General features: G+C 58.0%; 22 protein-coding genes. 6 read left to right on the forward strand and 16 right to left on the reverse strand.

Annotated features, from left to right (window positions below; translation table 11 throughout):
• The first annotated feature begins 20 nt into the window (after window positions 1-20).
• Together dxs and HWQ14_RS22385 are read left to right on the forward strand one after the other, a co-directional pair.
• On the forward strand, window positions 21-1,883 hold the full coding sequence (dxs, locus tag HWQ14_RS22380) for a 1-deoxy-D-xylulose-5-phosphate synthase (RefSeq protein ID WP_176611056.1): 1,863 nt from the start codon (window positions 21-23) through the stop codon (window positions 1,881-1,883).
• 62 nt (window positions 1,884-1,945) lie between these two features.
• Window positions 1,946-2,920, forward strand: a complete 975-nt coding sequence (locus HWQ14_RS22385) for an aldo/keto reductase (RefSeq protein WP_148420270.1) — start codon at window positions 1,946-1,948, stop codon at window positions 2,918-2,920.
• Window positions 2,921-2,963: 43 nt separating this feature from the next.
• Here HWQ14_RS22385 and thiL read toward each other — a convergent pair whose 3' ends face one another.
• The 5 genes from thiL to nrdR all read right to left on the reverse strand — a co-directional run bounded on the left by thiL (window position 2,964) and on the right by nrdR (window position 6,568).
• Window positions 2,964-3,935 carry a thiamine-phosphate kinase gene (gene thiL, locus HWQ14_RS22390; protein ID WP_176611057.1) on the reverse strand — a complete coding sequence of 324 codons (972 nt, stop codon included), beginning with the start codon at window positions 3,933-3,935 and terminating at the stop codon, window positions 2,964-2,966.
• Window positions 3,936-4,012: 77 nt separating this feature from the next.
• Window positions 4,013-4,432: a transcription antitermination factor NusB gene (nusB, locus tag HWQ14_RS22395; protein WP_006809908.1), complete on the reverse strand. Its 420-nt coding sequence runs from the start codon at window positions 4,430-4,432 to the stop codon at window positions 4,013-4,015.
• A gap of 20 nt (window positions 4,433-4,452) precedes the next feature.
• Entirely contained in the window at window positions 4,453-4,923 is a 471-nt protein-coding gene (gene ribH / locus HWQ14_RS22400; protein WP_003859098.1) for a 6,7-dimethyl-8-ribityllumazine synthase, read from the reverse strand.
• A gap of 87 nt (window positions 4,924-5,010) precedes the next feature.
• Window positions 5,011-6,114 carry a bifunctional diaminohydroxyphosphoribosylaminopyrimidine deaminase/5-amino-6-(5-phosphoribosylamino)uracil reductase RibD gene (ribD, locus tag HWQ14_RS22405; protein ID WP_176611058.1) on the reverse strand — a complete coding sequence of 368 codons (1,104 nt, stop codon included), beginning with the start codon at window positions 6,112-6,114 and terminating at the stop codon, window positions 5,011-5,013.
• A gap of 4 nt (window positions 6,115-6,118) precedes the next feature.
• Window positions 6,119-6,568, reverse strand: a complete 450-nt coding sequence (gene nrdR, locus HWQ14_RS22410; RefSeq protein WP_003859099.1) for a transcriptional regulator NrdR — start codon at window positions 6,566-6,568, stop codon at window positions 6,119-6,121.
• Between the two features lie 152 nt (window positions 6,569-6,720).
• Between nrdR and HWQ14_RS22415 the strand changes: the two genes are divergently transcribed.
• Together HWQ14_RS22415 and HWQ14_RS22420 are read left to right on the forward strand one after the other, a co-directional pair.
• Window positions 6,721-7,260, forward strand: a complete 540-nt coding sequence (locus HWQ14_RS22415; protein WP_176611059.1) for a DUF3251 domain-containing protein — start codon at window positions 6,721-6,723, stop codon at window positions 7,258-7,260.
• A gap of 269 nt (window positions 7,261-7,529) precedes the next feature.
• Window positions 7,530-8,414 (forward strand): nucleoside-specific channel-forming protein Tsx, encoded by an 885-nt coding sequence (locus HWQ14_RS22420; RefSeq protein WP_148420266.1) that lies wholly within the window; start codon window positions 7,530-7,532, stop codon window positions 8,412-8,414.
• A 101-nt stretch (window positions 8,415-8,515) separates the two neighbouring features.
• On the opposite strand, the gene HWQ14_RS22425 is transcribed toward HWQ14_RS22420, so the two are convergent.
• The 7 genes from HWQ14_RS22425 to queA all read right to left on the reverse strand — a co-directional run bounded on the left by HWQ14_RS22425 (window position 8,516) and on the right by queA (window position 15,183).
• On the reverse strand, window positions 8,516-9,196 hold the full coding sequence (locus HWQ14_RS22425; RefSeq protein WP_148420265.1) for a helix-turn-helix transcriptional regulator: 681 nt from the start codon (window positions 9,194-9,196) through the stop codon (window positions 8,516-8,518).
• Between the two features lie 14 nt (window positions 9,197-9,210).
• Window positions 9,211-9,576 (reverse strand): VOC family protein, encoded by a 366-nt coding sequence (locus HWQ14_RS22430; protein WP_176611060.1) that lies wholly within the window; start codon window positions 9,574-9,576, stop codon window positions 9,211-9,213.
• A 142-nt stretch (window positions 9,577-9,718) separates the two neighbouring features.
• Entirely contained in the window at window positions 9,719-10,690 is a 972-nt protein-coding gene (secF, locus tag HWQ14_RS22435; RefSeq protein ID WP_003859105.1) for a protein translocase subunit SecF, read from the reverse strand.
• 10 nt (window positions 10,691-10,700) lie between these two features.
• On the reverse strand, window positions 10,701-12,548 hold the full coding sequence (gene secD / locus HWQ14_RS22440) for a protein translocase subunit SecD (protein WP_148420262.1): 1,848 nt from the start codon (window positions 12,546-12,548) through the stop codon (window positions 10,701-10,703).
• A gap of 27 nt (window positions 12,549-12,575) precedes the next feature.
• Complete coding sequence (gene yajC, locus HWQ14_RS22445) at window positions 12,576-12,908, reverse strand: preprotein translocase subunit YajC (protein WP_003859109.1); 333 nt, start codon at window positions 12,906-12,908, stop codon at window positions 12,576-12,578.
• 22 nt (window positions 12,909-12,930) lie between these two features.
• Window positions 12,931-14,058 carry a tRNA guanosine(34) transglycosylase Tgt gene (gene tgt, locus HWQ14_RS22450; protein ID WP_003859110.1) on the reverse strand — a complete coding sequence of 376 codons (1,128 nt, stop codon included), beginning with the start codon at window positions 14,056-14,058 and terminating at the stop codon, window positions 12,931-12,933.
• 54 nt (window positions 14,059-14,112) lie between these two features.
• The gene (gene queA, locus HWQ14_RS22455; RefSeq protein WP_148420260.1) at window positions 14,113-15,183 is read right to left on the reverse strand and encodes a tRNA preQ1(34) S-adenosylmethionine ribosyltransferase-isomerase QueA; all 1,071 of its coding nucleotides are present in this window, start codon (window positions 15,181-15,183) and stop codon (window positions 14,113-14,115) included.
• Between the two features lie 92 nt (window positions 15,184-15,275).
• On the opposite strand from queA, the gene acpH reads away from it, so the two are divergent.
• Both acpH and HWQ14_RS22465 read left to right on the forward strand, forming a co-directional pair.
• Window positions 15,276-15,857 carry an ACP phosphodiesterase gene (gene acpH, locus HWQ14_RS22460; RefSeq protein WP_176611061.1) on the forward strand — a complete coding sequence of 194 codons (582 nt, stop codon included), beginning with the start codon at window positions 15,276-15,278 and terminating at the stop codon, window positions 15,855-15,857.
• Window positions 15,858-15,984: 127 nt separating this feature from the next.
• A complete protein-coding gene (locus HWQ14_RS22465; protein WP_148420258.1) occupies window positions 15,985-16,587 on the forward strand; it encodes a peroxiredoxin C in 603 nt (200 codons plus the stop codon).
• A 43-nt stretch (window positions 16,588-16,630) separates the two neighbouring features.
• Here the strand turns inward: HWQ14_RS22465 and HWQ14_RS22470 are convergent, their stop codons facing one another.
• From HWQ14_RS22470 to proY, 4 genes are all read right to left on the reverse strand, one after another.
• Window positions 16,631-18,016, reverse strand: a complete 1,386-nt coding sequence (locus HWQ14_RS22470) for a DUF3999 family protein (protein WP_176611062.1) — start codon at window positions 18,014-18,016, stop codon at window positions 16,631-16,633.
• The gene (locus HWQ14_RS22475) at window positions 18,013-20,622 is read right to left on the reverse strand and encodes a DUF2339 domain-containing protein (protein ID WP_176611063.1); all 2,610 of its coding nucleotides are present in this window, start codon (window positions 20,620-20,622) and stop codon (window positions 18,013-18,015) included. Before HWQ14_RS22475 ends, HWQ14_RS22470 begins: the two co-directional genes overlap by 4 nt.
• Window positions 20,623-20,712: 90 nt before the next feature.
• On the reverse strand, window positions 20,713-22,530 hold the full coding sequence (gene malZ, locus HWQ14_RS22480; protein WP_176611064.1) for a maltodextrin glucosidase: 1,818 nt from the start codon (window positions 22,528-22,530) through the stop codon (window positions 20,713-20,715).
• Window positions 22,531-22,693: 163 nt separating this feature from the next.
• Window positions 22,694-24,067 carry a proline-specific permease ProY gene (gene proY / locus HWQ14_RS22485; RefSeq protein WP_176611065.1) on the reverse strand — a complete coding sequence of 458 codons (1,374 nt, stop codon included), beginning with the start codon at window positions 24,065-24,067 and terminating at the stop codon, window positions 22,694-22,696.
• Between the last annotated feature and the right edge of the window lie 65 nt (window positions 24,068-24,132).

Raw genomic sequence — 24,132 nt, forward strand, 5'->3', positions numbered from 1 at the left:
TATATCTCGATGAGCCTTTGATGAGTTTTGATATTGCCAAATACCCGACACTGGCGTTAGTTGACTCCACTCAGGAGTTACGTCTGTTGCCGAAAGAGAGTCTGCCGAAGCTGTGTGACGAGCTGCGTCGCTACCTGCTCGACAGCGTTAGCCGCTCCAGCGGCCACTTCGCCTCCGGACTTGGCACGGTTGAGCTGACCGTGGCGTTACATTACGTCTACAACACGCCGTTCGATCAGCTGATCTGGGATGTGGGCCACCAGGCCTACCCGCACAAAATTCTGACCGGTCGTCGCGATAAAATTGGCACCATTCGCCAGAAAGGTGGCCTGCACCCGTTCCCGTGGCGCGGTGAGAGCGAATATGACGTGCTCAGCGTCGGCCACTCCTCCACGTCCATTTCGGCGGGTATCGGTATTGCCGTTGCCGCCGAAAAGGAAAATAAGCAGCGCCGCACGGTCTGCGTGATTGGCGACGGGGCGATCACCGCCGGGATGGCCTTCGAGGCCATGAACCACGCGGGCGATATCAAGCCGGACATGCTGGTTATCCTCAACGATAACGAAATGTCGATCTCCGAGAACGTCGGCGCGCTGAACAACCACCTGGCGCAGCTGCTTTCCGGCAAGCTTTACTCCTCGCTGCGGGAAGGCGGTAAAAAAGTCTTCTCCGGCGTCCCGCCGATTAAAGAGCTGCTCAAGCGTACCGAAGAACACATCAAAGGCATGGTCGTGCCGGGTACGCTTTTTGAAGAGCTGGGCTTTAACTATATTGGCCCGATTGACGGCCACGACGTGCTGGGTCTGGTGACGACGCTTAAGAACATGCGCGACCTGAAAGGCCCGCAGTTCCTGCACATCATGACCAAAAAGGGGCGTGGCTACGAGCCGGCGGAAAAAGATCCGATCACGTTCCACGCGGTACCAAAATTCGACCATACCAGCGGCTGTCTGCCGAAAAGCAGCGGCGGCATGCCGAGCTATTCAAAAATCTTCGGCGACTGGCTGTGCGAAACGGCGGCGAAAGACAACAAGCTGATGGCGGTCACGCCCGCCATGCGCGAAGGCTCCGGCATGGTGGAGTTTTCCAAAAAATACCCGGATCAGTACTTCGACGTTGCGATTGCCGAGCAGCATGCGGTCACCTTCGCGGCGGGCCTGGCGATTGGCGGATACAAACCGGTGGTGGCGATTTACTCCACGTTCCTGCAGCGCGCCTACGATCAGGTTATCCATGACGTTGCCATTCAGAAGCTGCCGGTGCTGTTTGCTATCGATCGCGCGGGCATCGTGGGGGCTGACGGCCAGACGCACCAGGGGGCGTTTGACCTCTCCTTCCTGCGCTGCATCCCGGACATGATTATCATGACGCCAAGCGACGAGAACGAGTGTCGTCAGATGCTCTTTACCGGCTACCACTATCAGGACGGCCCCTGCGCGGTGCGTTATCCGCGCGGCAATGCCCTGGGCGTTGAGCTTAAGCCGCTGGAAAAGCTGGACATCGGTAAAGGTCTGGTGAAGCGACGCGGCGAAAAAGTGGCGATTTTGAACTTTGGCACGCTGATGCCTGAAGCGGCAAAAGCCGCTGAAGCCCTGAATGCGACGCTGGTCGATATGCGCTTTGTGAAGCCGCTCGATGAATCGCTTATCCTGAGCATGGCGGAAAGCCACGACGTGCTGGTTACGCTGGAAGAGAACGCCATCATCGGTGGCGCTGGTAGCGGCGTTAACGAGGTGCTGATGGCAAACCGTAAGCTGGTTCCGGTGCTGAACCTCGGCCTGCCGGACCACTTCATCCCGCAAGGCACTCAGGACGAGGCGCGCGCGGACATTGGTCTGGACGCCGCCGGTATTGAAGCCAGAATCCGCAGCTGGCTGGCCTGATCCCTCCCCTTTTCTGCTCCTGCTATGCTTAAACGTATTGTTTAAACAGCAGGAGCGGAACCATGCAATACACGACATTAGGAAAAACGGACCTCAGGGTGTCCCGGCTTTGCCTGGGCTGCATGACGTTTGGCGAGCCTGACCGGGGAAACCACGCCTGGACGCTGCCGGAAGAGAGCAGCCGCCCCATCATCAAACGCGCCATTGACGGCGGCATTAACTTCTTTGATACCGCCAACAGCTACTCCGACGGCAGCAGCGAAGAGATCGTGGGCCGCGCCCTGCGGGATTTTGCCCGTCGGGATGAGGTAGTGGTCGCCACCAAGGTGTACTATCCGGTGGGCGACCTGGCCGAAGGACTTTCGCGCGCGCAGATCCTGCGCTCCATTGATGACAGCCTCAGACGCCTGAACATGGATTACGTTGACCTGCTGCAAATCCACCGCTGGGACTACAACACCCCGATTGAAGAGACGCTTGAGGCGCTGAACGACGTCGTGAAGGCCGGTAAAGCGCGCTACATTGGCGCGTCGTCTATGCACGCGTCGCAGTTCGCTCAGGCGCTCGATCTCCAGGCGCAGCACGGCTGGGCACGCTTTGTCACCATGCAGGATCACTACAACCTACTCTATCGCGAAGAAGAGCGCGAGATGCTGCCGCTCTGCTATCAGGAAGGCGTGGCGGTGATCCCGTGGAGCCCGCTGGCGCGCGGGCGTTTAACCCGCCCGTGGGGGGAGACCACGGCCCGCCTGGTGTCGGATGAAGTGGGGAAAAATCTGTACGACGCTACCGAAGCCAGCGATGCGCTAATTGCCGAACGCGTGGCCGGGATCGCCGACGATACCGGAGCAACCCGCGCCCAGGTGGCGCTGGCGTGGCTGCTGAGCAAGCGCGGCGTCGCCGCGCCGATCGTGGGTACATCGCGGGAAGAACAGCTGGATGAGCTGCTGAGCGCGGTGGATTTATCGCTGACGCCGGAGCAGATTGCCGAGCTGGAGACGCCGTACCAGCAGCATCCGGTGGTGGGGTTTAAGTAAGCAAACGCCGGGTAGCGCAGCGCTTACCCGGCGCTCAAAACATTCAGCCGAAGTGGTCGTACCCTTTCCAGTCGAGCGTAACCGGCGCGCCCTCACGGACAAACTGCAAACCTTCACTCTCCGGCATCACCTGCCCGATGCAGGTAAATTTCGCGCCCAGATGCGCTAACGCCACATCCAGCGTCCCGCGGTTCAGTTCGGGCACGGTGAAGCACAGCTCGTAATCTTCCCCGCCGGATAGCGCCCAGCGCAGCGCCTGTTCAGGCTCAGCATGGCGCAGCAGCTGCTCTGACAGCGGGAACAGGTCCAGATCGATACGCGCCCCCACGCCGCTGGCCTTGAGGATGTGGCCGAGATCGGAGATCAGCCCGTCGGACAGATCGATAGCCGAGCTGGCGCGCTCGCGCAGCGCCTGACCGTGCAGAATACGCGGCGTTGGCCGCAGGTGGCGCTTCACCAGGTATGCCGCATCGTCGGCGTCGTTAACCTTCAGGCGGTCCTGGAGGATCGCAAGCCCCGCCGCGCTGTCCCCCGGCGTACCGGTCACGTAGATCCAGTCGCCCGGTTTTGCACCCGAGCGCTTCAGCGCACGTCCCACCGGCACGAAGCCGTGGATCGCCAGGGTCATCGACAGCGGACCGGCCGTGGTATCACCGCCAATCAGCTGCATATCGTAATAGTTCAGCTGCTCAAACAGCGCATCGCTAAAGGCTTCAAGCCAGGCTTCATCCACCTCTGGCAGCGTCAGGGCCAGCGTCAGCCAGGCGGGATCGGCGCCCATTGCCGCCAGATCGCTGACGTTAACCGCCAGCGCTTTATACGCCAGATCGGCAGGAGCGATATCGGGTAAAAAATGACGTCCGCACACTAAGGTGTCGGTGCTGATTGCCAGCGTCTGTTTTTCGGGAACATTGAGAAGTGCACAGTCATCGCCAATGCCGGTTTCAACATCAAGACGAGAGGTTCTGACACGGTCGAAATAACGGGCAATCAGGGAGAATTCGCCGCATGCCATACGTTATGCCTCAGCAAATAAAAGAAAAAACCGGAGCCGCACTGCCCGTCAGGCAATGCAGGACTCCGGTTTGCGGATCACTTTTTGTGGGGACGGATCGCAGGTGCGGCTTTATCCAGCACGCCGTTAACAAATTTGTGGCTGTCTTCAGCGCCGAAGGTTTTCGCCAGCTCGATCGCTTCGTTGATGGCTACCTTGTACGGCACATCATCACGTTTTGACAGCTCAAACAGCGCGATACGCAACACTGCCTTTTCCACCTGACCCAGCTCTTCCAGCAGGCGGGACAGGTATGGCTTCATCAGACCATCGAGATACGCGCTATTAGTCGCCACCCCCGACAGCAGTTCACGGAAGTACAGAACGTCAACGTCTTTCACGTCCTGTTCTGACAGGAACTGGTATTCAACATCAGCGATGTCGTTCTGGGACAACTGCCAGGAGTAAAGTGCCTGGACGGCACATTCACGGGCGCGGCGACGAGCAGCAGGTTTCACGGAATTCCCCTTACAAAAAATCAGGCCTTAATGGCTTTCAATACATTGATCATTTCAAGCGCGGTCAGTGCAGCTTCTGCACCTTTGTTACCGGCTTTGGTACCAGCACGTTCGATGGCTTGTTCAATACTTTCGGTAGTCAGCACGCCGAACGCGACAGGAATTTCAGCATCCTGTGCAACGTGTGCCAGACCATTGCTTGCACCGCCCGCAACGTACTCGAAGTGCGCAGTGCCGCCACGAATAACGGTACCCAGCGCAATCACGGCGTCGTATTTACCGGTTTTCGCCAGCGCGCCTGCTGCCAGTGGCAGTTCGTATGCACCTGGAACCCAAACAACGGTAATGTTGTCATCTTTAACCTGGCCGATACGTTTCAGGGCGTCAACCGCACCTTCCAGCAGGCTGTCGTTGATGAAGTTGTTGAAACGCGCAATGGTGATGGCGACGCGAGCGTCCGGGGTAGCTACAGCAGCTTCAATAATGTTCATACTCTTCCTTTACGGGTTCATTTGGCCCCGCAGGGGGGCGGATTTTATCATAATACTTTGCGCGCTGCTTCCCTATTTCGGGAGCAATTACGCTGTCGTTAAATGGAGGCAGACATCCGGACCCACCGGACGTATCTCGCTGAAGGCGAGTTGCGGTGCGTCGGCCAGTTTTTCAAGGCCGGGCAGCACAAACAGGCCGCGCGCGTCGTTCCCTAACAGTTTAGGTGCAAGGTAGACGATCAGCTCATCCACCAGCCCCGCCTGGAGCAGCGCGCCGGCGAGCGTCGGGCCCGCTTCGACCCAGATGCTATTAACCTGCTGTTTGCCAAGCAGCATCATCAGCACCACCAAATCGAGATGCCCGTTGTGCTCCGGCACCATTATGCTGCGCACGCCTTCCGGCCACGCGCGCGTATCGTCTTTAGTGCGCGCAATCCAGGTTTCCCCCGGCTGCTGCACGATGCGGTGCTCCGGCGTCACGCGGTTCTGGCTATCGATGATAATGCGCAGCGGCTGGCGCAGGTTCTCCTGCGGATAAAGCACCTGAGTATCGGCGTTCAGCTCGTCCCAGCGCACGGTCATGGCCGGATCGTCAGCCAGCACCGTTTCACTGGTGGTGAGAATAGCATGGCTTTGCGCGCGCAGACGTTGCACATCGCGCCTTGCCTGTGGTGACGTGATCCACTGGCTTTCACCGTTCGCCATCGCCGTACGGCCGTCCAGCGACGCGCCAAGCTTCAGCTGGATAAACGGGAAGCCGGTGCGCATACGCTTCAGGAAGCCTTTGTTGATCGCTTCCGCATCCTGCATCATCAGGCCGTGACTGACGTCGATCCCTTCCTGCTGCAGGCGATACAGGCCGCGCCCCGCCACCTGCGGGTTAGGATCCTGCATGGCGGCAACCACGCGCGAGACGCCTGCCGCAATCAGCGCTTCGCAGCACGGCGGCGTGCGCCCGTGATGGCTGCACGGCTCAAGCGTAACGTAGGCCGTTGCGCCACGCGCTTTTTCTCCCGCCATGCGCAGGGCATGAACTTCGGCATGCGGCTCGCCCGCGCGGTAGTGAAAACCTTCCCCTACGATCTCGCCATTGTTCACAATAACGCACCCAACATTCGGGTTAGGGTGAGTGGTAAACCGACCGCGCTGCGCCAGCTTCATGGCTCGCGCCATGTACATCTCGTCCTGCATGGTCTTAATCCTGTAAGCGGGCGATCTCTTCGCCAAACTCTTTGATATCTTCAAAGCTACGGTAAACCGAGGCGAAGCGGATATAGGCGACTTTATCGAGCTTTTTCAGCTGCTCCATCACCAGATTACCGATCATTTTGCTCGGCACTTCGCGCTCGCCCAGACCCCGCAGATAAGATTTAATATGGTTTAGCGCCATTTCGACGTCATCGGAACTGACGGGCCGCTTCTCCAGCGCCTTGAGCATTCCGCTGCGCAATTTCTCTTCGTTGAACGGCTCGCGCACATCGTTACTTTTTACCACGCGCGGCATCACCAGCTCTGCCACCTCGAAGGTGGTAAAACGCTCGTTGCACACCAGACACTGCCGACGACGGCGCACGGAAGACCCTTCGCCTACAAGACGTGAGTCGATGACTTTGGTATCCACAGCGGAGCAAAATGGGCAATGCATACGATGTCCCTGTTATCTGGTTAACTGATTTCTATTTTACCCTGAACTGGCCCGACAACAAAGGAAGAGCTTTTTGAGACAAAGGATCTATGCCTGAGCGCACTATCCTGTCTACCATTGCAACAATCTGTGATTTCAAGGAATTAAACGCAATGACAAGACGTTACCTGAAAATAGTGCTGCTGGGGAGCCTCTTCACGCTTAGCGCCTGCGCACAGCAAAGTGAAGTCCGCGAGATGAAACAGAGCGTGAATACGCTGAACGTGGCCATGGACAAGCTCAACAAGGAAACGGTGAAGATAACCCAGCAGAACGCGCTCAACGCGAAATCCAGCAACGGCGTTTATTTATTGCCAGGCGCAAATACGCCGGCCCGACTCAACAGCCAGATTGGCATGCTTAAAATGTCTCTGGTGAACGTTGCAGCCAACGCGGATGGTACGCGCGCAACGCTGCGTATTCAGGGGGAGTCTAACGATCCGCTTCCGGCCTTTAGCGGCACCGTCGAGTGGGGGCAGATCCAGGGCACCACCGAAGATTACCAGGAAGTGAACGTGAAGAACCAGCTTTTCACCGCCCCGGCAAGCACCCTGGCGCCGAGCGACGTCGATATCCCCGTTCAGCTGAGCGGCCTCACTCCGGAACAGTTAGGCTTTATCCGCATTCACGATATTCAGCCCGCCGCGCAGTAACCTCAGATCCGTAGCGGAGTGCAATGTCACTCCGCTAACATTTACACTCCGCAAAGATTGGCAACATAAATGATTGCCGCTACAATCCCGCCCGTCTAAAGTACGCAAACGTGAACGCAATCGATTACGTATGTGAGAGATATGTGAAACAACACATATTTTTGTGAGCAGGGATTCCTATAATAGGCTCCGCAGAAACACGAAATATTTAGAAACGCAATTCGCGCATTTTTCACTCCCGGAAGGGAATTTCAATCAGTGGCATGATTATGAAAAAAACATTACTCGCAGCCGGTGCAGTTCTGGCACTCTCCTCCTCTTTCGCCGCTAACGCAGCGGAGAATAACAAGCCAGAATACGTATCCGACTGGTGGCATCAGAGCGTTAACGTTGTAGGTAGCTATCACACCCGTTTCGGACCGCAGATCCGTAACGATACCTACCTGGAGTACGAAGCCTTCGCCAAGAAAGACTGGTTTGATTTCTATGGCTACATGGATGCGCCGGTATTCTTCGGTGGTAACACCGACGCGAAAGGTATCTGGAACCACGGTTCTCCGCTGTTCATGGAGATCGAACCGCGCTTCTCCATCGACAAACTGACCGGTACCAGCCTGGCGTTTGGTCCGTTCAAAGAGTGGTATTTCGCGAACAACTATATCTACGATATGGGCCGCAATAAGTCCGGTCGCCAGAGCACCTGGTATATGGGTCTGGGCACCGACGTTGATACCGGCCTGCCAATGAGCCTGTCCCTGAACGTGTATGCAAAATACCAGTGGCAGAACTACGGCGCAGCGAACGAAAACGAGTGGGATGGCTACCGTTTCAAGGTGAAATATTTCGTGCCAATCACCCAGCTGTGGGGCGGCAACCTGAGCTACATTGGCTTCACCAACTTTGACTGGGGCTCAGACCTGGGCGACAACGATTTCCGTGACCTGAACGGTAAGAAAGCGCGTACCAACGACTCCATCGCCTCCAGCCACATCCTGGCGCTGAACTACGATCACTGGCACTACTCTGTTGTTGCGCGTTACTGGCACAACGGTGGTCAGTGGAACGACGATGCGAGCCTGAACTTCGGCAACGGCGACTTCAGCGTTCGTTCTACCGGCTGGGGTGGTTACCTGGTCGTGGGTTACAACTTCTAACCCGTGCAGTATTGCGCCCTCGCCTCTTCCACGGGAGAGGGCGCAAGCACAAAAAACGGCAACATCGTTGCCGTTTTGCTTTTACCTCGCCATCCGGCTTTTCACTGCTTAACCTTGCGCAAAAAATCCGCCAACGACCTGTCCGCGCTTTCGCTAAACCGTCTTTCCGTCTGTGCAATATTGAGGCATCTGTCGAGACGGAAGCAGCGATAGTCATTGCGCCGCTCGCACCACGCGGCCAGCAGCCAGTGCTCGCCCCAAAAGAACAGCCCAAGCGGCTGGACCTCACGCCGGCTTAACTGCCCGGCCTCATCACGATAGTGCAGCGCCAGCACGCGCTGAGCGGAGATGGCCTGGTGAATCAGGTCGAAGCCGCTGCGCGAGTGCTGCTGTAGCGCAATTTCCGGGGCATAAATCCGCGTCTGTTCGGCCCTGCGGCGACACTCCTCCGGCAGGATCGCCAGCACTTTTTCCTGCGCCGACTCAAGCTCTCGCGACAGTGACTCCCCGCCCCAGGTCTTGAGCAGGCGGATCGCCACCATTAGCGCCTCGGACTCTTTGTTGGTCAGCATTAGCGGCGGCAAATCAAAGCCCGACATCAGGCGATATCCGCTTCCCGCCTCGCCTTCTACCGGCACGCCAGACAGCGACAGGTCGCGGATATCGCGGTAAATCGTGCGTTCAGATACGCCCAGCCTTTCTGCCAGATGCGCCGCCGTTGTCAGACGCCTGCCCCGCAGGATTTGCACAATCTGAAATAAACGGTCAGCGCGTCGGGTCATCGTGTTTGTTGCTCTCAGGCCGGTTGATGAAGGCCGACGCGATTGCCTTCGCTGTCGGTAAACAGGGCGATAGTGCCAATACCGTCTGGCAATTCCAGCGGGCCAAACACGCACTCGCCGCCCGCGGAAGCGATACGATCGAGCGTGGCCGCCAGGCTGTCAGTGTGCAGATAAATAATAGCGCCCTGAGAGGACGGCGTAATACCGTCAAATTTTGCCAGCGCGCCGCCGGTGGCGGGATCCTCATGCGGGAAAATCGCCAGTTCCGCCACGTCCATCTTCTCGCGGCGCAGCGCAACCTGCATCACCGGCCCGTAGAATTTGATGGCGCGGTCCATGTCGACGACGGGAATTTCAAACCAGTTAATCACACTTTTCATACTTCCTCCTGCCTGCTGTTAGGGTTCAGAGGGAGTCTACGCCAGGGCTCCTGACAGCATACTGTCAGGAGTATTTATCCGGTTCAGGTAAAAAAAATCCCGGCCAACAGGCCGGGATTTCGATACCGCATAAGACGTTGCCTTACGGCAGAATTGACGGCTGATCCGCCCCTTCTTTCTCGACCTTCTGCTGGATCAGGTGCTCGCGCTTCATGCCCAGCTTCAGCGCCAGCGCGGACGCCACGTAGATAGATGAGGCCGTACCGATAGAAACACCGATCAGCATGGTCAGCGAGAAGCCTTCCAGCACCGGGCCACCGAACAGGAACAGCATCAGGATCACCATCAACGTGGTGCCGGAGGTGATCAACGTACGGTGCAGCGTCTGGGTCAACGACACGTTAAAGATTTCGTACGGCGTACCGCGACGGATCTTACGGAAGTTTTCACGAATACGGTCAGATACCACGATGCTGTCGTTCAGTGAGTAACCGATAACGGACATCAAGGATGCCACAATCGTCAGGTCAATCTCAATGTGGAACAGGGACAGTATGCCCATGGTAATGACCACGTCGTGCGCCAGAGCGATAACCACGCCTGCCGCCAGTCGCCACTCAAAGCGGAAACCGACGTAAATCAGGATCGAGATCAGCGCCACCAGCAGCGCCATAGCGCCGGTCTGCGCCAGGTCTGCACCGACGCTCGGGCCGACAAACTCGATACGCTTAACCGTCGCGTCCTGGCTGGTCGTTTCGTTAATAACCTGTACGACCTTGCTGCCCAGCTCCTGGCTGCCGTTAGCATCGTGTACCGGCGGCATACGCACCATGATGTCGCGGCTGCTGCCGAAGTTCTGCAACAGCGGCTCTTCAAAGCCCGCTTTTTGCAGCGACTCGCGCATCTGGTCCATATCGACCGGTTTTTCCAGGGTAATTTCAATCACCGTACCACCGGTGAAATCAAGCCCCCAGTTAAAGCCCTTCACGCCCATAATGACGATGGACAAAATCAGCAGAAAACCTGAAATGCCGAAGGCCCAGTAGTCCCAGCGCATAAAGTCCCAGACTTTACGGCCATGGTTCAATTGTTCAACAGTATATTCCTGTGCCACAACGCACTCCTCAGATAGACAGCTTTTTGACGCGCTTGCCGCCGTACAGCAGGTTCACGATGGCACGGGTGCCGACAATAGCGGTAAACATCGACGTTGCGACACCGATACCGGTTGTAATCGCAAAGCCTTTGATCGCGCCAGTACCCACTGCATACAGGATAAGAACCTTAATCAGTGTTGTTACGTTCGCATCAAAGATGGAGCTGAACGCCCCTTTGTAGCCTTCTTCAATCGCCTGCTGTACAGAGCGACCGTTGCTCAGCTCTTCTTTGATACGCTCGTTTATCAGTACGTTGGCGTCGACCGCCACCGCAAGGGTTAGCACGATACCCGCTATACCCGGCATGGTTAGCGTCGCCCCTGGCAGCAGGGACATGATACCGATGATCAGCACCAGGTTGGCAATCAGCGCAGACGTCGCGATCAGGCCGAACTTCTTGTAGAAGAAGATCATGAAGATGATGGACACCGCCAGACCAGCCAGACACGCTTCCAGACCCTGTTTGATGTTCTGCATACCCAGGGTTGGACCAATCGTACGTTCTTCAACAATCTGAATTGGCGCAATCAGCGCACCGGCACGCAGCAGCAGAGAAAGCTGACGCGCTTCGTTCGGGTTGCTGATACCGGTAATGCGGAAGCTGTTACCCAGACGAGACTGGATGTTGGCGATGTTAATCACCTCTTCCTCTTTCACCAGCACCGCGCGACCATTAGCGTCTTTTTTACCGCTGTCTTTGTACTCCACGAACAGGGTCGCCATCGGCTTGCCGATATTGTCCTTGGTGAAGTTAGACATGATGTTACCACCCGCGCTATCCAGCGAGATGTTAACCTGCGGCTGGTTGTACTCATCCTGGCTTGAAGTGGAGTCGGTGATATGGTCACCGGTCAGGATCACGCGCTTGTACAGCACAACAGGCTGGCCTTCACGGGTCTGTTTCACTTCGGAATCGCCCGGCACACGGCCTGAGGCCGCAGCAGCCTGATCGACGTTGGAGTTAACCAGGCGGAACTCCAGGGTCGCCGTCGCGCCCAGAATCTCTTTCGCCCGCGCGGTATCCTGGATACCCGGCAGTTCAACCACGATACGGTCAGCACCCTGACGCTGTACCAGCGGTTCAGCCACGCCCAGCTGGTTTACACGGTTACGCAGAATGTTGATGTTCTGCTGAACGGCGTATTCACGCGCTTCGCTCAGACGCGCATCCGTCATTACCGCACGCAGCTGGTTGCTGCCCTGAGAGGTGATGACCAGATCGCGGTGACGCTGGGTCAGATAAGTTACAGCCTGATCGCGCGCCGCGCTGTCGCGGAACGTGATGCTCATGCCGTAGTTATCTTCTTTACGGACGGTGGTGTACGGAATGCCTTTATCGCGCAGGTCGCTGCGCAGGCTGTCGATATTTTGTTCCTGCAGCTTGCCGAGGGCGGTATCCATATCCACTTCCATCAGGAAGTGAACGCCACCACGCAGGTCAAGACCGAGTTTCATTGGCTCTGCGTTAAGCGCAGCCAGCCAACGTGGGGTTGCAGGAGCAAGGTTAAGCGCCACGACGTATTTATCACCCAGCACGCCCATCAGCGCTTCACGTGCGCGGAGCTGCGTGTCGGTGGTGTCGAAGCGAGCAAGAATTGCGCCCTCTTCCAGTGCCACAGACTTAGCGGTAATTTTTTCTTCTTGTAACGTTTTCTGGACCTGGATCAGCGTTTGCTCACTGGCGGCGACACCGCGCGCGCCAGTGATTTGAACGGCCGGATCCTCACCATACAGGTTGGGAAGCGCGTACAGCAGGCCGACGATAATCACGACGACCAGCATGATGTACTTCCACAAAGGATAACGGTTTAACACGGCAGTTCCCTTTGGGAAAAGTTGGGATTACAGCGCCTTCATGGTGCCTTTCGGCAGAACGGCAGCTACGAAGTCACGTTTGATAACCACTTCAGTGGTGTCGTTGAGGGCGATAGCAATGTAGCCGTTTTCCGCTACTTTGGTTACGCGACCTACCAGGCCACCATTGGTCAGGACTTCATCGCCTTTCGCGATGGAGTTCATCAGGTTTTTGTGCTCTTTAGTACGCTTCTGCTGTGGACGCAGGATCATGAAGTAGAAGATCAGACCGAACACAACCAGCATCAGAATCAGTGACATTGGGCTGCCCTGCGCTGGTGCTCCCGTTGCTGCTACCGCATCAGAAATAAAAAAGCTCATTCAAATTCCCTCATTATTAAAATTAATCAACGTTCAACGGTGGAACATCCCGCCCCTGACGTTGGTAGAAATCGGTCACGAAGCTCTCTAATTTACCCTCTTCGATAGCCTTACGTAAACCAGCCATTAAGCGCTGATAATAACGAAGATTATGAATGGTATTGAGTCGCGCGCCCAAAATCTCGTTGCAACGATCGAGATGATGCAGATACGCGCGAGAATAATTGCGACAGGTATAGCAATCGCACTCGGAATCGAGCGGGCTGGTGTCACTCTTATGCTTCGCGTTACGGATTTTCACCACGCCATCGGTAACGAACAGATGACCGTTACGTGCATTTCGTGTTGGCATGACGCAGTCGAACATATCAATGCCGCGACGTACGCCTTCAACCAGATCTTCCGGTTTGCCCACACCCATCAGGTATCGTGGTTTATCCGCCGGGATTTGCGGGCAGACATGCTCCAGAATGCGGTGCATATCTTCCTTCGGCTCACCCACAGCCAAACCGCCGACAGCGTAGCCATCAAAGCCTATCTCTACCAGACCTTTAACGGAGATATCGCGTAAATCTTCGTAAACGCTGCCCTGAATAATGCCGAACAGCGCATTTTTGTTCTGTAGGGAGTCAAAACGGTCGCGGCTACGCTTCGCCCAGCGCAGGGACATCTCCATTGAGCGTTTCGCGTAGTCCCAGTCCGCCGGGTATGGCGTGCATTCGTCGAAGATCATCACGATATCGGAGCCGAGATCGTACTGAATCTCCATTGATTTTTCCGGATCGAGGAAGATCGGATCGCCGTTGATCGGGTTACGGAAGTGTACGCCCTGCTCGGTGATCTTGCGGATATCGCCCAGGCTGAAGACCTGGAAACCGCCGGAATCGGTCAGGATCGGGCCTTTCCACTGCATGAAGTCGTGCAGGTCGCCGTGGAGCTTCATGATCTCCTGGCCCGGACGCAGCCACAGGTGGAACGTGTTGCCGAGAATGATCTGTGCGCCAGTGGCTTCCACCTCTTCCGGCGTCATCCCTTTTACGGTGCCGTAAGTGCCCACAGGCATAAACGCGGGGGTTTCAACCACGCCGCGATCAAACACCAGGCGACCGCGACGCGCGCGGCCATCGGTGGTATCGAGTTCAAATTTCATTTTTTCTCCGACGTCAGAAAAAACAGTCCAACGTTGTAACACGGTGCCGCGGACTTATTCCCCGACACGCTCATTCAAAGCCTGCGGATTGTACGTGATAAACATCGCGTCACCGTAGCTAAAAAAGCGATATTTTTGTTCTACCGCAGACTTGTAGGCATTCATCGTATGCTGATAACCCGCAAATGCGGAGACCAGCATAATCAGCGTAGATTCAGGCAGATGGAAGTTGGTCACCAGCGCATCAATCACTTTGTACTGATAGCCCGGGTAGATAAAGATCTGCGTATCGCCAAAGAACGGCTCGATCAAACCGCTTTTCGCGGCCTGCGCGGCGCTCTCAAGGGAACGTACCGACGTCGTACCGACGGCCACGACGCGGCTGCCGCGCGCTTTCGCCGCCAGCACCGCATCCACCACCTCCTGCGGCACTTCGGCGTATTCAGAGTGCATGATGTGGTCTTCAATGCTATCCACGCGTACCGGCTGGAACGTCCCCGCGCCGACGTGCAGCGTCACGAAGGCCATCTCGATGCCTTTGGCGCGCAGTTTTTCCAGCAGCGGCTCATCAAAGTGCAGGCCTGCCGTCGGCGCCGCGACCGCGCCAGGCTTCTGGCTGTAGACGGTCTGGTACAGCTCGCGGTCGGCCTCTTCGTCCGGGCGCTCAATGTACGGCGGCAGCGGCATGTGGCCGATGGTGTTGAGGATATCAAGCACCGTGCGCTCGTCGTTGAATTCCACCTCGAACAGCGCATCGTGACGCGCGGTCATGGTCGCTTTGATGCTCTCGTCATCGCCCAGCAGCAGCTCAGCGCCCGGCTTCGGCGCTTTGGAGGCGCGAATATGTGCCAGAATACGTTTATCATCGAGCATACGTTCGACCAGCACCTCAATCTTACCGCCGCTGGCTTTACGGCCAAACAGACGCGCCGGGATCACGCGGGTATTGTTAAAGACCAGCAGATCGCCAGGGTTGAGCTTGTCGAGCAGATCGGTGAAAGTACCGTGCGTCAGCGCGCCCGTTGGCCCGTCAAGTGACAGCAAGCGACAGCTGCTACGCTCAGGCATGGGGTAGTGAGCAATCAGGGATTCAGGTAGTTCAAAGGAGAAATCGGCGACGCGCATGACGTATACTCGTGACTTAAAAACAGGCGGCATAGTCTAGTGCTCACACCCATTTGCTGCAACAACTAGCCGCCACCGGACAAATAAAACGCATGAATTTTCTCGCTCACCTGCATCTCGCTCACCTCGCGGACAGCTCCCTTTCCGGCAATTTGCTGGCCGACTTCGTGCGCGGCAACCCCGCTGACGCGTATTCCCCAGAGGTTGTCGACGGGATTTTTATGCATCGCCGCATCGACGTGCTGACCGACAACCTGCCGGAAGTGACCGAAGCCAAAGCCTGGTTCCGTCCCGAAACGCGCCGCGTTGCGCCGATTACCCTTGACGTGATGTGGGATCATTTCCTCTCGCGCCACTGGGAACGGCTTTCGCCGGAGATGCCGTTAACCGAATTTGTGCGCTATGCCCGTCAGCAGGTGGCGATCATTCTGCCTGACTCGCCGCCGCGCTTCGTTAATCTCAATAATTACCTGTGGTCGGAACGCTGGCTGGAGCGTTACCGCGAGATGGATTTCATTCAGAACGTGCTTAACGGCATGGCCAGCCGCCGCCCGCGTCTTGACGCGCTGCGCGACTCCTGGCACGACCTGGACGAACATTATGACGCGCTGGAAACGCGCTTCTGGCAGTTCTACCCGCGCATGATGGCGCAGGCAAAAAACAAGCAGCTCTGAGCGCGTTTTCATTGATAGGTAAAAGCTGGCGGAACGATTGTCAGCACCTCTTTGTCTTATGAGCGAACACTCTCTATACTGGGCCGCGTTGCGTTCCAAATAACCTTAGTATCTACAGGAGAATCATATGGTTCTGGTAACTCGTCCGGCTCCGGATTTTACGGCTGCAGCAGTTCTGGGCAACGGTGAAATCGTTGAAAACTTCAACTTCAAACAGCACACCAACGGTAAAGCGACCGTTCTGTTCTTCTGGCCAATGGACTTTACCTTCGTTTGCCCGTCTGAGCTGATCGCGTTCGACAAACGTTACGAAGAATTCCAGAAGCGTGGCGTGGAAGTGGTTGGCGTCTCCTTCGACTCTGAATTTGTACACAACGCATGGCGTAACACCCCTGTCGACAAAGGCGGCATCGGTGCGGTGAAATACGCGATGGTTGCGGACATCAAGCGTGAAATTCAGCAGGCTTACGGTATCGAACATCCGGACGCTGGCGTTGCGCTGCGTGGTTCTTTCCTGATCGACGCCAACGGCATCGTTCGTCACCAGGTTGTGAACGACCTGCCGCTGGGTCGTAACGTTGACGAAATGCTGCGCATGGTTGACGCGCTCCAGTTCCACGAAGAGCACGGTGAAGTGTGCCCGGCTCAGTGGGAAAAAGGTAAAGAAGGTATGGCTGCTTCCCCGGACGGCGTGGCTAAATACCTGTCTGAGAACGTATCCAGCCTGTAATCGGCACGGTTTACGGAAGAGGCCCGCTTATGCGGGCCTTTTTTTATGCTTTACGCTGCGTCTCTCGCCAGATGCGCCAGGCCATGCCCGCCAGCAGGATCACGCCCGCAATCAGCACGCCCCACACCAGCAGCGTGTTCATCCTGCTCGCCCGTTCGGCCGCAGAGGTGGCGCTCAGACGAGCCTCGCCGCCTAAGGCGACATTATCCTTAAGATCGGCCTGCGGCAGGTTCGCCATATCATACGTTTTACGCAGCGCGGCAGGGATCAGCATGTCAGGCTCCACGCCGGCAGGTTTTGCAGCCCCGTTTCCCCATGCGAGGAGGTACGGCGCTTTTCCCTGCGCGTTAAACACCAGGTCATAGCGGTCACGATGCCCGATGACGCCCGGCAGGTATTCCGGCAGCCGCGCATTCAGCGTCGTGATTTTCACCGCCTGCACCAGGCCTCCGCTAAGCGAAACGGGTGGAGAGGTTTTGCCCTCCAGACGGTAAAGCACCTCTTTTTTCAGAGGGTGCCATTTGTCCTTCTCCGTACTCCGCCACGCTATCTCTACGGGAAGGACGCCGTCGCCATTCAGTAAGATACTGACCGCACGCAGCGGCTGCGGCCGCGCCCAATGCCACTGCGCTTCGCTTGTCGATAGCTGCTCCCCTTTCCCCTCCAGATCGATCGTTTCCGGCGCCGCCTGCGCGGGAGCGCCGATCGCATTTACGCCGGTCAGGGTTATTCCGGGGCTCTGCGCGTTCAGCACCACCATGAGATAGCGATTCGCGTCAGGAGATAAAACCGTATCAATATCGATCCGATCGAGCTTAAGACGATCCTCGCCGCTAGCGACGTCCAGCAGGGGCATATCTTCGCGCAGGGTATACCATCGCTTAAGATCCTCACTGTAATAGACCGACGCCGTTCCCTGCCACGGCGTCTGAGGGGTATTCCAGAGCAGCTGAAGCTGGGACAGGGCAACCTCCCCCGTAGCCTGCTCCGGCAGGGTCAGCAGATAGTGCTGCCCGGCTGCGGCGGCTTTTTGCCCTTCCAGCACAATCTCCACGCCGTTTCGGGAACGGAGCAGGATTTTATCGCGGTCCTCGTCCCCTCGCGCAGGCGCCAGCGGCGAGGCATCCAGAGGAAAGAGGCGCAGCGCCGTGGTTTGCACCGACGGCTGCGGACGCGTCGCGGCGACCAGGCTGAGGGGAACCGGCTCGCCCGACTGATTAAAGACGCGAACGTCATGCAGTTCCGGCGACGTGCTCTGCGCATACACGGCGAGCGGCAGCATCACCCGATACCACTGGGAAGGGACAGACGTATCCAGCGAAAGACCGAAGGCATAATCCCGCGGCGATTCCGTCTGTACCTCGTCGCAGAACGCCGGGCCTGCAAGCGCCAGCAGCGCGGTACACGCTACCGCTTTCATCCATTTCATTTTTCTTCTCCTGCTTTAGGCGGTAGCGGCGAGAAATAGCCCACAATCAGCACCAGGATCGCCACGCCGATAAACGCGACGGCGCGCGACAGGCCGCCGCCCCCCGCGCTGTCTACGAGCATCAGCTTGAGCATGACCATGCCCAGCAGCGCCGCACCGCAGAGCCACTCCTGCCGGGCGGCCCGGCGGGTAGCGCGGATCATGACCACCAGCGCGCACAACATCCAGAACAGGGCAAACGTGGTCTGGATAAGCCGCGAATCCCACAGCGACGCCATATTCCATGCCACCTCGCCGTACCACGCCAGCGCGCGCAGCAGCGCGCCGTTAAGCCACCAGAAGCCAAACGCCATCAGCATGACGGCGGGCCACGGGCGGGACTGCGCGAGCAATGCCGGGCAATAGCGATCCACGGCCCGATAAAACACCACCAGCCCCAGCAGAGCAAACGCGGCCCCTTCCTCAAGCGGGTTTACCAGCGGCAGCCAGGCTTGACCATAAACCACACCGTCCTGGAAATTGGTCACCACCAGCAGTACCAGCAGCGCTACGACCACGGGGATCGGTGCCACGCACGCATAAAGTGCAGGCCACTCCCGGAACGGCCACCCGCGACGCCGCACCGCCGCAGAGAGCGCCATAATCACCGCGCCGCCAGCGGACATGGCCAGCCCCCAGCCCCAGGCCAGCATGCCCCACGGCAACGCTCGGGAAAACCAGTAAAGCTCAGCGGCCAGCGCCAGTAAAATCATCCACAGCAGCGAAAGATGCAGCCCCATTGAGAGACGCGGCAGGAGACCTTCCACGTCACGCCGCAACAGCAGCAGCGCGGAAGGCAGCGCAACACACCAGGCCAGATTTGCCCAGCCGGCGGCAAAGACCTGCTGGTGCGAGAGCTGATAGCCCAACATCAGCAGCATTACCGGCCACAGCAGCCATTTGCTTCCATCCAGCTCCCGCCACGCCAGACAAGCGGCCACCTGCCGCCAGCCCCAGACCGACGCCGCCGTCAGCGCCAGCACGCCCGCCAGAATCGATAGCTCCTGCTTCATCAACAGCTGCGATGCGCCCAGCAGCGCGACTAACCAGATCAGCAGCCCGCCGGCCAGCAGCGCCCAGCTGACCGGCAGCACATAACGCCGCCACAGCCAGGCCGCAGCCAGCCAGCTAAGGCTGAGAATGGCGAAGATCAGCAGCAGGCTCAGCGACGTAACGCCGTTCATCTGCGCCCACAGCGCGCTGCCGAGCGCCAGCACCAGCAGCGCCGTCCCGCTATAGCTCATGCGCCTTTGCTGCTGCTGGATCCCCAGCCAGAGGATGCCCAGCCCTTCCAGCGCCCAGGCCATTGCCGTCCAGCGCGCCGACAGCGCCAGCGGGATGGCGAGCGTCGCGAAACCTCCGCCGATGGCCAGCGCCGCCATCACCAGCGGCCGCCCGACTGACGGATAGCGTCGCAGCGCAAGGAACGCCAGCGAGAGGTAAAACGCCCCATACCCCAGCGCGCCGAGCGCCGGGCCGTATGTCCAGTGCGACGTCATGCCGTACTGCATTCCAAATCCAACAAGCGGCGGCGCAAACAGCAGTACGCCGTCAATAATCTGTTTACCTTTTTCCTGCGCCCGCAGCGACAGCGCTACGCTAAACACGCCGAAAATTAGCGTATTGGCAATCAGGAACAGCTGGCAGATAACGTAGTCATCAGGCTGATAGTCGCTCAGCCCCCACCATCCCCCCACGCCAAACGTAAAGAGCAGCCCGAGCAGGTTGAGCTCGCGCCAGTGCTGCCAGATGCTGATGGCGAGAATGCCGATAGAGAGCAGGAGATAGAAGGAGAACAGCGCCACAAAGCTCCCTCCTCCCGTCGACAGCAGCAGCGGTGCAAGGTACCCGCCGAGGCTCGCCAGCATGGCAAGGCTCAGCGCCCTTTGCAGCACGGCCAGCCCGACGCTCGCCGCGCAAATCACCACCAGCAGCGCAAACGCCAGGGTCATCGGCAACATTTGCCAGAGCCGGAACGCGCCAAAGACGGTCAGGTAGAGCACGCCGGTTGCGCCGCCCTGAAGAATAAGGGCATAGATCCGCTGCCTGTGCCGCAGCCGCCATCCGACGGCCAGCAGGACCATGGCAAACAGCGCCGTGACTGCAAGGCGCAGCTCAAGCGGAAACAGTGAATGTTCGACGGTATAGCGCAGCAGGAAAGAGAGGCCGAGGAAGAGCAGCACAATCCCCAGCTTCGCCAGCGGATTGCCCTGCATAAACCAGCGCGTCAGTGAAGACAGGATACCGCCAAAGGCGGGGGGCCGTTTCGGGGCCGGTGACGGCGCAGGTTTTGCCTCAGTAACAGGCGGCCCGGGGCGCCAGGGATCGACGGGCGAAGACTCGACCGCTGCCGCCGGAGCAGGCTCCGCCACCGGCGCGGCGGGCTGCACCGGTTCCGGCGCGTTATCAGCCGCGCCGCGCTGCTCAAGCGCCTCAATGCGCTGGCGTAGCCGGACGATCTCCTGCTGCGCCGCCGTGCTTCGGTTAAAGCCTATAACCGCAAGCACGGGCGCCACCAGCAGCGCAAAAACCAGGAACAAACAGCCAAGGATGTAAAGCTCGTCCATGTTTCCACCTTCACCGTAAACGATCCGTTAAGATTGACACAAATAGTTGCATTTGCGCCATCTAAAAGGTGAAAACCGCTCCGCCCGCAGTTAGCTGCCGAACCAGACCGCCGCTGAAATGGCCGGAAGCGTAAGCACGCTTTCCTGGAACGTCGCTTTACCCGCTTTGCTCTTCCACGTTTTACCGGCCAGCAGCGGTGAATCTTCCAGCACCACCTCGCACGCCTCGCCCCGGTTGAGAGCCACCAGCACGCGCTGCTGGTTATAGACGCGGACAAACACCACCACGTTATCGTGAGCGTACATCACCTGACAGCCCCCATAGCGCAGGGCCTGGCTCTGCTTGCGCAGCGTCGCCATGCGCTGGTACAGGCTGAACAGCTCCCGATCCTGATTCTCAGGCTCCCACGGGAACGTTTTACGGCAGAACGGATCGTTGTTGCCGTCCAGCCCCACTTCATCGCCATAGTAGATGCAGGGTACGCCGGGCCAGGTAAAGAGCCAGGTTACCGCCAGCGGCAGTCGCGCTACATCCTTACCAAGCAGCGATTTGAAGCGGGCGGTATCGTGGCTGTCGAGCTGGTTGAACATCCGCAGCTGCTGCTGATGCGACAGGCTGGCGCGGTAGTTCTCCATCCACGCCATGCAGGTTTCGGCATCAATATGGTTCGGGTCGTAAGAAATGTCGGTATTGGCGAGGAATCCCCACAGCGGGAAGGTGAAGCCGCGATAGTTCATCGCCGCGTCTTCGGCATCTGCCTGCAACCACTGGCGCGCGTCGCCAAAGTGTTCGCCAAAGACAAACGCCTCCGGACGCGCGATTTTCGCCGAGCGAGAGATCTCCCGGACGTGGTGAAGGTTGTTTCGCGCTCCGCCCGCCTCACCGAGCATATGCACGACGTCCAGCCGCCAGCCGTCCATATTCCACGGCGCCTTCAGCCAGTGGCGCACGATGCTGTCTTCGCCGCCGTAGATCTCATTCACCAGAGAGGGCGACTGAAAATCCAGCTTCGGCAGGCTCGGGTAGCCAAGCCAGTCCAGGGCGCGGCCGTTTTCGTCAAAACTGTACCAGTCACGCTGCGGTGAGTCCGGGTTATGGCATGCGCCGCCCATCGACTGATTATGACGGTCGAACCACGCGTGAGAATCACCGCTGTGGTTGAACACGCCATCGAGTATCAGGCGCATACCTTCCTTTTGCGTGTTGTGGCGCAGCCGCAGCAGCGCCTCGTCACCGCCAAACTGCTCGTCAACGTGCCGGTAATCCTGAGTATCGTACTTATGTACGCTTGGCGCCTTAAACACCGGGTTCAGGTACAGCGCGGTCACGCCGAGCTTTTTCAGGTACGGCAGCTTTTCGCTGATACCGTCGAGATCGCCGCCGTAAAAGGTCGAGCCGCCCGCCTGCGCGGTCAGCGGCTCGCCCCATTTTTTGATAATGATGTCGTGACCGGCCGCATGGTGGTAGTAGACCTTGTCCTGCCCGGCGGTGCGTTTTTCACTGCGCGCAAAGCGGTCCGGGAATATTTGGTAAAAGACCCGATCGTTAACCCACTGCGGGCCGTTATCCGGATAATCAACCGCAAACTGCTCAAGCCTGGCCGGAGGGAAACGGCTAAACCCCTGCGGGGTAAACCACAGCTGACGGTTATTCCACAGCAGCTTAAAGCTGTAGCGGCGACGCGGCTGCCCGCTGCGAAGGTCGATATTCGCCCGCCACGCCGTGATACCCGGCTGAGGCTGGCTGCGCGCCTTGTGCATTTTCAGCGACGTCTCTTCGTTATCCACTTCGGCGCGTAAGGTCACACGTTCAGGCTGATTTTCCCCCGCCAGCCAGAGCGTAATCACAAGGTTGTCTTTGTTTTGCTTAACAAATGGGGCAACCGGAAGGTGCCAGGCGTTTAACATCACGAATCCCCTTTGATGAAATTGACGTCACCATGCCACAGGGTGGTTAAGGTTAGCTCATCGTGAGGACGTTTATTGGGGGAGGAGGACGGGGGATGAGGCATCAGTGCGGCCTGATGCCCTCATCCTGAGCCTCTCCCGGCGGGAGAGGGGGATTAAAATATTACTGCGCTTGCGCCAGCTGACGGTCACGGCGGCATTTAAACATCCAGCCCACCAGCAGCAGGACGATCCACGCAAAGCCCACGTAAAGCGAGATACGGGTGTCCGGATGGTAACCAATCAGGCCGATGATAAACACCAGGAAGATCAGCCCGACGACGGTCGTTGCGACGCCGCCCGGTACCTTAAACTTCAGCGCCTTCACCTCTTCCGGCGGCAGACGGCGGCGGAACGCAATCTGCGACAGCAGGATCATGATCCACACCCACACGGTCGCAAAGGTCGCCAGCGACGCAATCACCAGGAAAACGTTCTCCGGCATGATGTAGTTCAGGTAAACCGAGAACAGCAGCGCAACGGTCATCACCAGCACCGTTACCCACGGCGTGCCGCGGCGCGACGTTTTGGCAAAGACCTTCGGCGCACTGCCCTGCTCCGCCATGCCGTGCAGCATACGGCCAACGCCGAAGACGTCGCTGTTGATGGCCGACAGCGATGCGGTCAGCACCACAAAGTTGAGAATGCTGGCAGCAAACGCAATGCCCATGTGCTGGAAGGTCAGGACAAACGGGCTGCCGTTGGTGCCCACCTGGTTCCACGGATAGATGGACATAATCACGAACAGCGTCCCCACATAGAACACCAGAATACGCATCGGCACCGAGTTGATGGCGCGCGGAATGGATTTCTCCGGATCTTTCGCTTCTCCGGCGGTGATCCCGATAATCTCAATACCGCCGTAGGCGAACATAACCATCTGAAGCGACATCACCATTCCGAGCCAGCCGTTGCTGAAGAAGCCGCCGTTGCTCCATAAATTATGAATGCCCGTCGGCTGTCCGCCGTTGCCAATACCCCAGATGATGATGCCAAAACCGGCGAGGATCATGATGATGATGGTCGCGACCTTGAAGAAGGAGAACCAGAACTCAAGCTCGCCAAATACCTTCACGCTCATCAGGTTAACGGCGCAGATGATCAGCACCACGCTCAGCACCCAGATCCAGTGCGGCACGGCGGGGAACCAGACGCCCATATAGATGCCAAACGCCGTGACGTCGGCTATGGCCACAATCAGGATTTCGAAGCAGTAGGTCCAGCCGGTAATAAACCCGGCCAGCGGACCTAAGTTTTCCTGCGCGTAGCGTGAGAACGAGCTGGCTGACGGGTTGTGAACCGACATCTCCCCCAGCGCACGCATGATGATATAGGCCGCGGCGCCGCCAATGATGTAGGCCAGCAGTACGCTTGGACCGGCCATTTTGATGGCATCTGCCGAGCCATAAAAAAGACCGGTGCCGATAGCCGAGCCCAGCGCCATAAAGCGGATGTGGCGGGTGCTCAATCCACGTTTAAGTTTGTTAGTGCTTTCCATTAAAATCTTGCCATTCAACACGAAAAAAACAAAAAACCACGGGGCCTTAAGCCCCGTGGTTAAAC

It is taken from the genome of Enterobacter cloacae (genome assembly GCF_013375935.1).
Lineage (GTDB): Bacteria > Pseudomonadota > Gammaproteobacteria > Enterobacterales > Enterobacteriaceae > Enterobacter > Enterobacter pasteurii.

Coding starts and splice junctions, on each gene's coding strand:
- HWQ14_RS22475 (WP_176611063.1), bottom strand. CDS start 20,622: ATGGACGAGCTTTACATCCTTGGCTGTTTGTTCCTGGTTTTTGCGCTG.
- HWQ14_RS22465 (WP_148420258.1), top strand. CDS start 15,985: ATGGTTCTGGTAACTCGTCCGGCTCCGGATTTTACGGCTGCAGCAGTT.
- queA (WP_148420260.1), bottom strand. CDS start 15,183: ATGCGCGTCGCCGATTTCTCCTTTGAACTACCTGAATCCCTGATTGCT.
- HWQ14_RS22420 (WP_148420266.1), top strand. CDS start 7,530: ATGAAAAAAACATTACTCGCAGCCGGTGCAGTTCTGGCACTCTCCTCC.
- ribD (WP_176611058.1), bottom strand. CDS start 6,114: ATGCAGGACGAGATGTACATGGCGCGAGCCATGAAGCTGGCGCAGCGC.
- HWQ14_RS22415 (WP_176611059.1), top strand. CDS start 6,721: ATGACAAGACGTTACCTGAAAATAGTGCTGCTGGGGAGCCTCTTCACG.
- tgt (WP_003859110.1), bottom strand. CDS start 14,058: ATGAAATTTGAACTCGATACCACCGATGGCCGCGCGCGTCGCGGTCGC.
- ribH (WP_003859098.1), bottom strand. CDS start 4,923: ATGAACATTATTGAAGCTGCTGTAGCTACCCCGGACGCTCGCGTCGCC.
- dxs (WP_176611056.1), top strand. CDS start 21: ATGAGTTTTGATATTGCCAAATACCCGACACTGGCGTTAGTTGACTCC.
- malZ (WP_176611064.1), bottom strand. CDS start 22,530: ATGTTAAACGCCTGGCACCTTCCGGTTGCCCCATTTGTTAAGCAAAAC.
- HWQ14_RS22470 (WP_176611062.1), bottom strand. CDS start 18,016: ATGAAATGGATGAAAGCGGTAGCGTGTACCGCGCTGCTGGCGCTTGCA.
- acpH (WP_176611061.1), top strand. CDS start 15,276: ATGAATTTTCTCGCTCACCTGCATCTCGCTCACCTCGCGGACAGCTCC.
- proY (WP_176611065.1), bottom strand. CDS start 24,067: ATGGAAAGCACTAACAAACTTAAACGTGGATTGAGCACCCGCCACATC.
- yajC (WP_003859109.1), bottom strand. CDS start 12,908: ATGAGCTTTTTTATTTCTGATGCGGTAGCAGCAACGGGAGCACCAGCG.
- HWQ14_RS22430 (WP_176611060.1), bottom strand. CDS start 9,576: ATGAAAAGTGTGATTAACTGGTTTGAAATTCCCGTCGTCGACATGGAC.
- HWQ14_RS22385 (WP_148420270.1), top strand. CDS start 1,946: ATGCAATACACGACATTAGGAAAAACGGACCTCAGGGTGTCCCGGCTT.
- nrdR (WP_003859099.1), bottom strand. CDS start 6,568: ATGCATTGCCCATTTTGCTCCGCTGTGGATACCAAAGTCATCGACTCA.
- HWQ14_RS22425 (WP_148420265.1), bottom strand. CDS start 9,196: ATGACCCGACGCGCTGACCGTTTATTTCAGATTGTGCAAATCCTGCGG.
- thiL (WP_176611057.1), bottom strand. CDS start 3,935: ATGGCATGCGGCGAATTCTCCCTGATTGCCCGTTATTTCGACCGTGTC.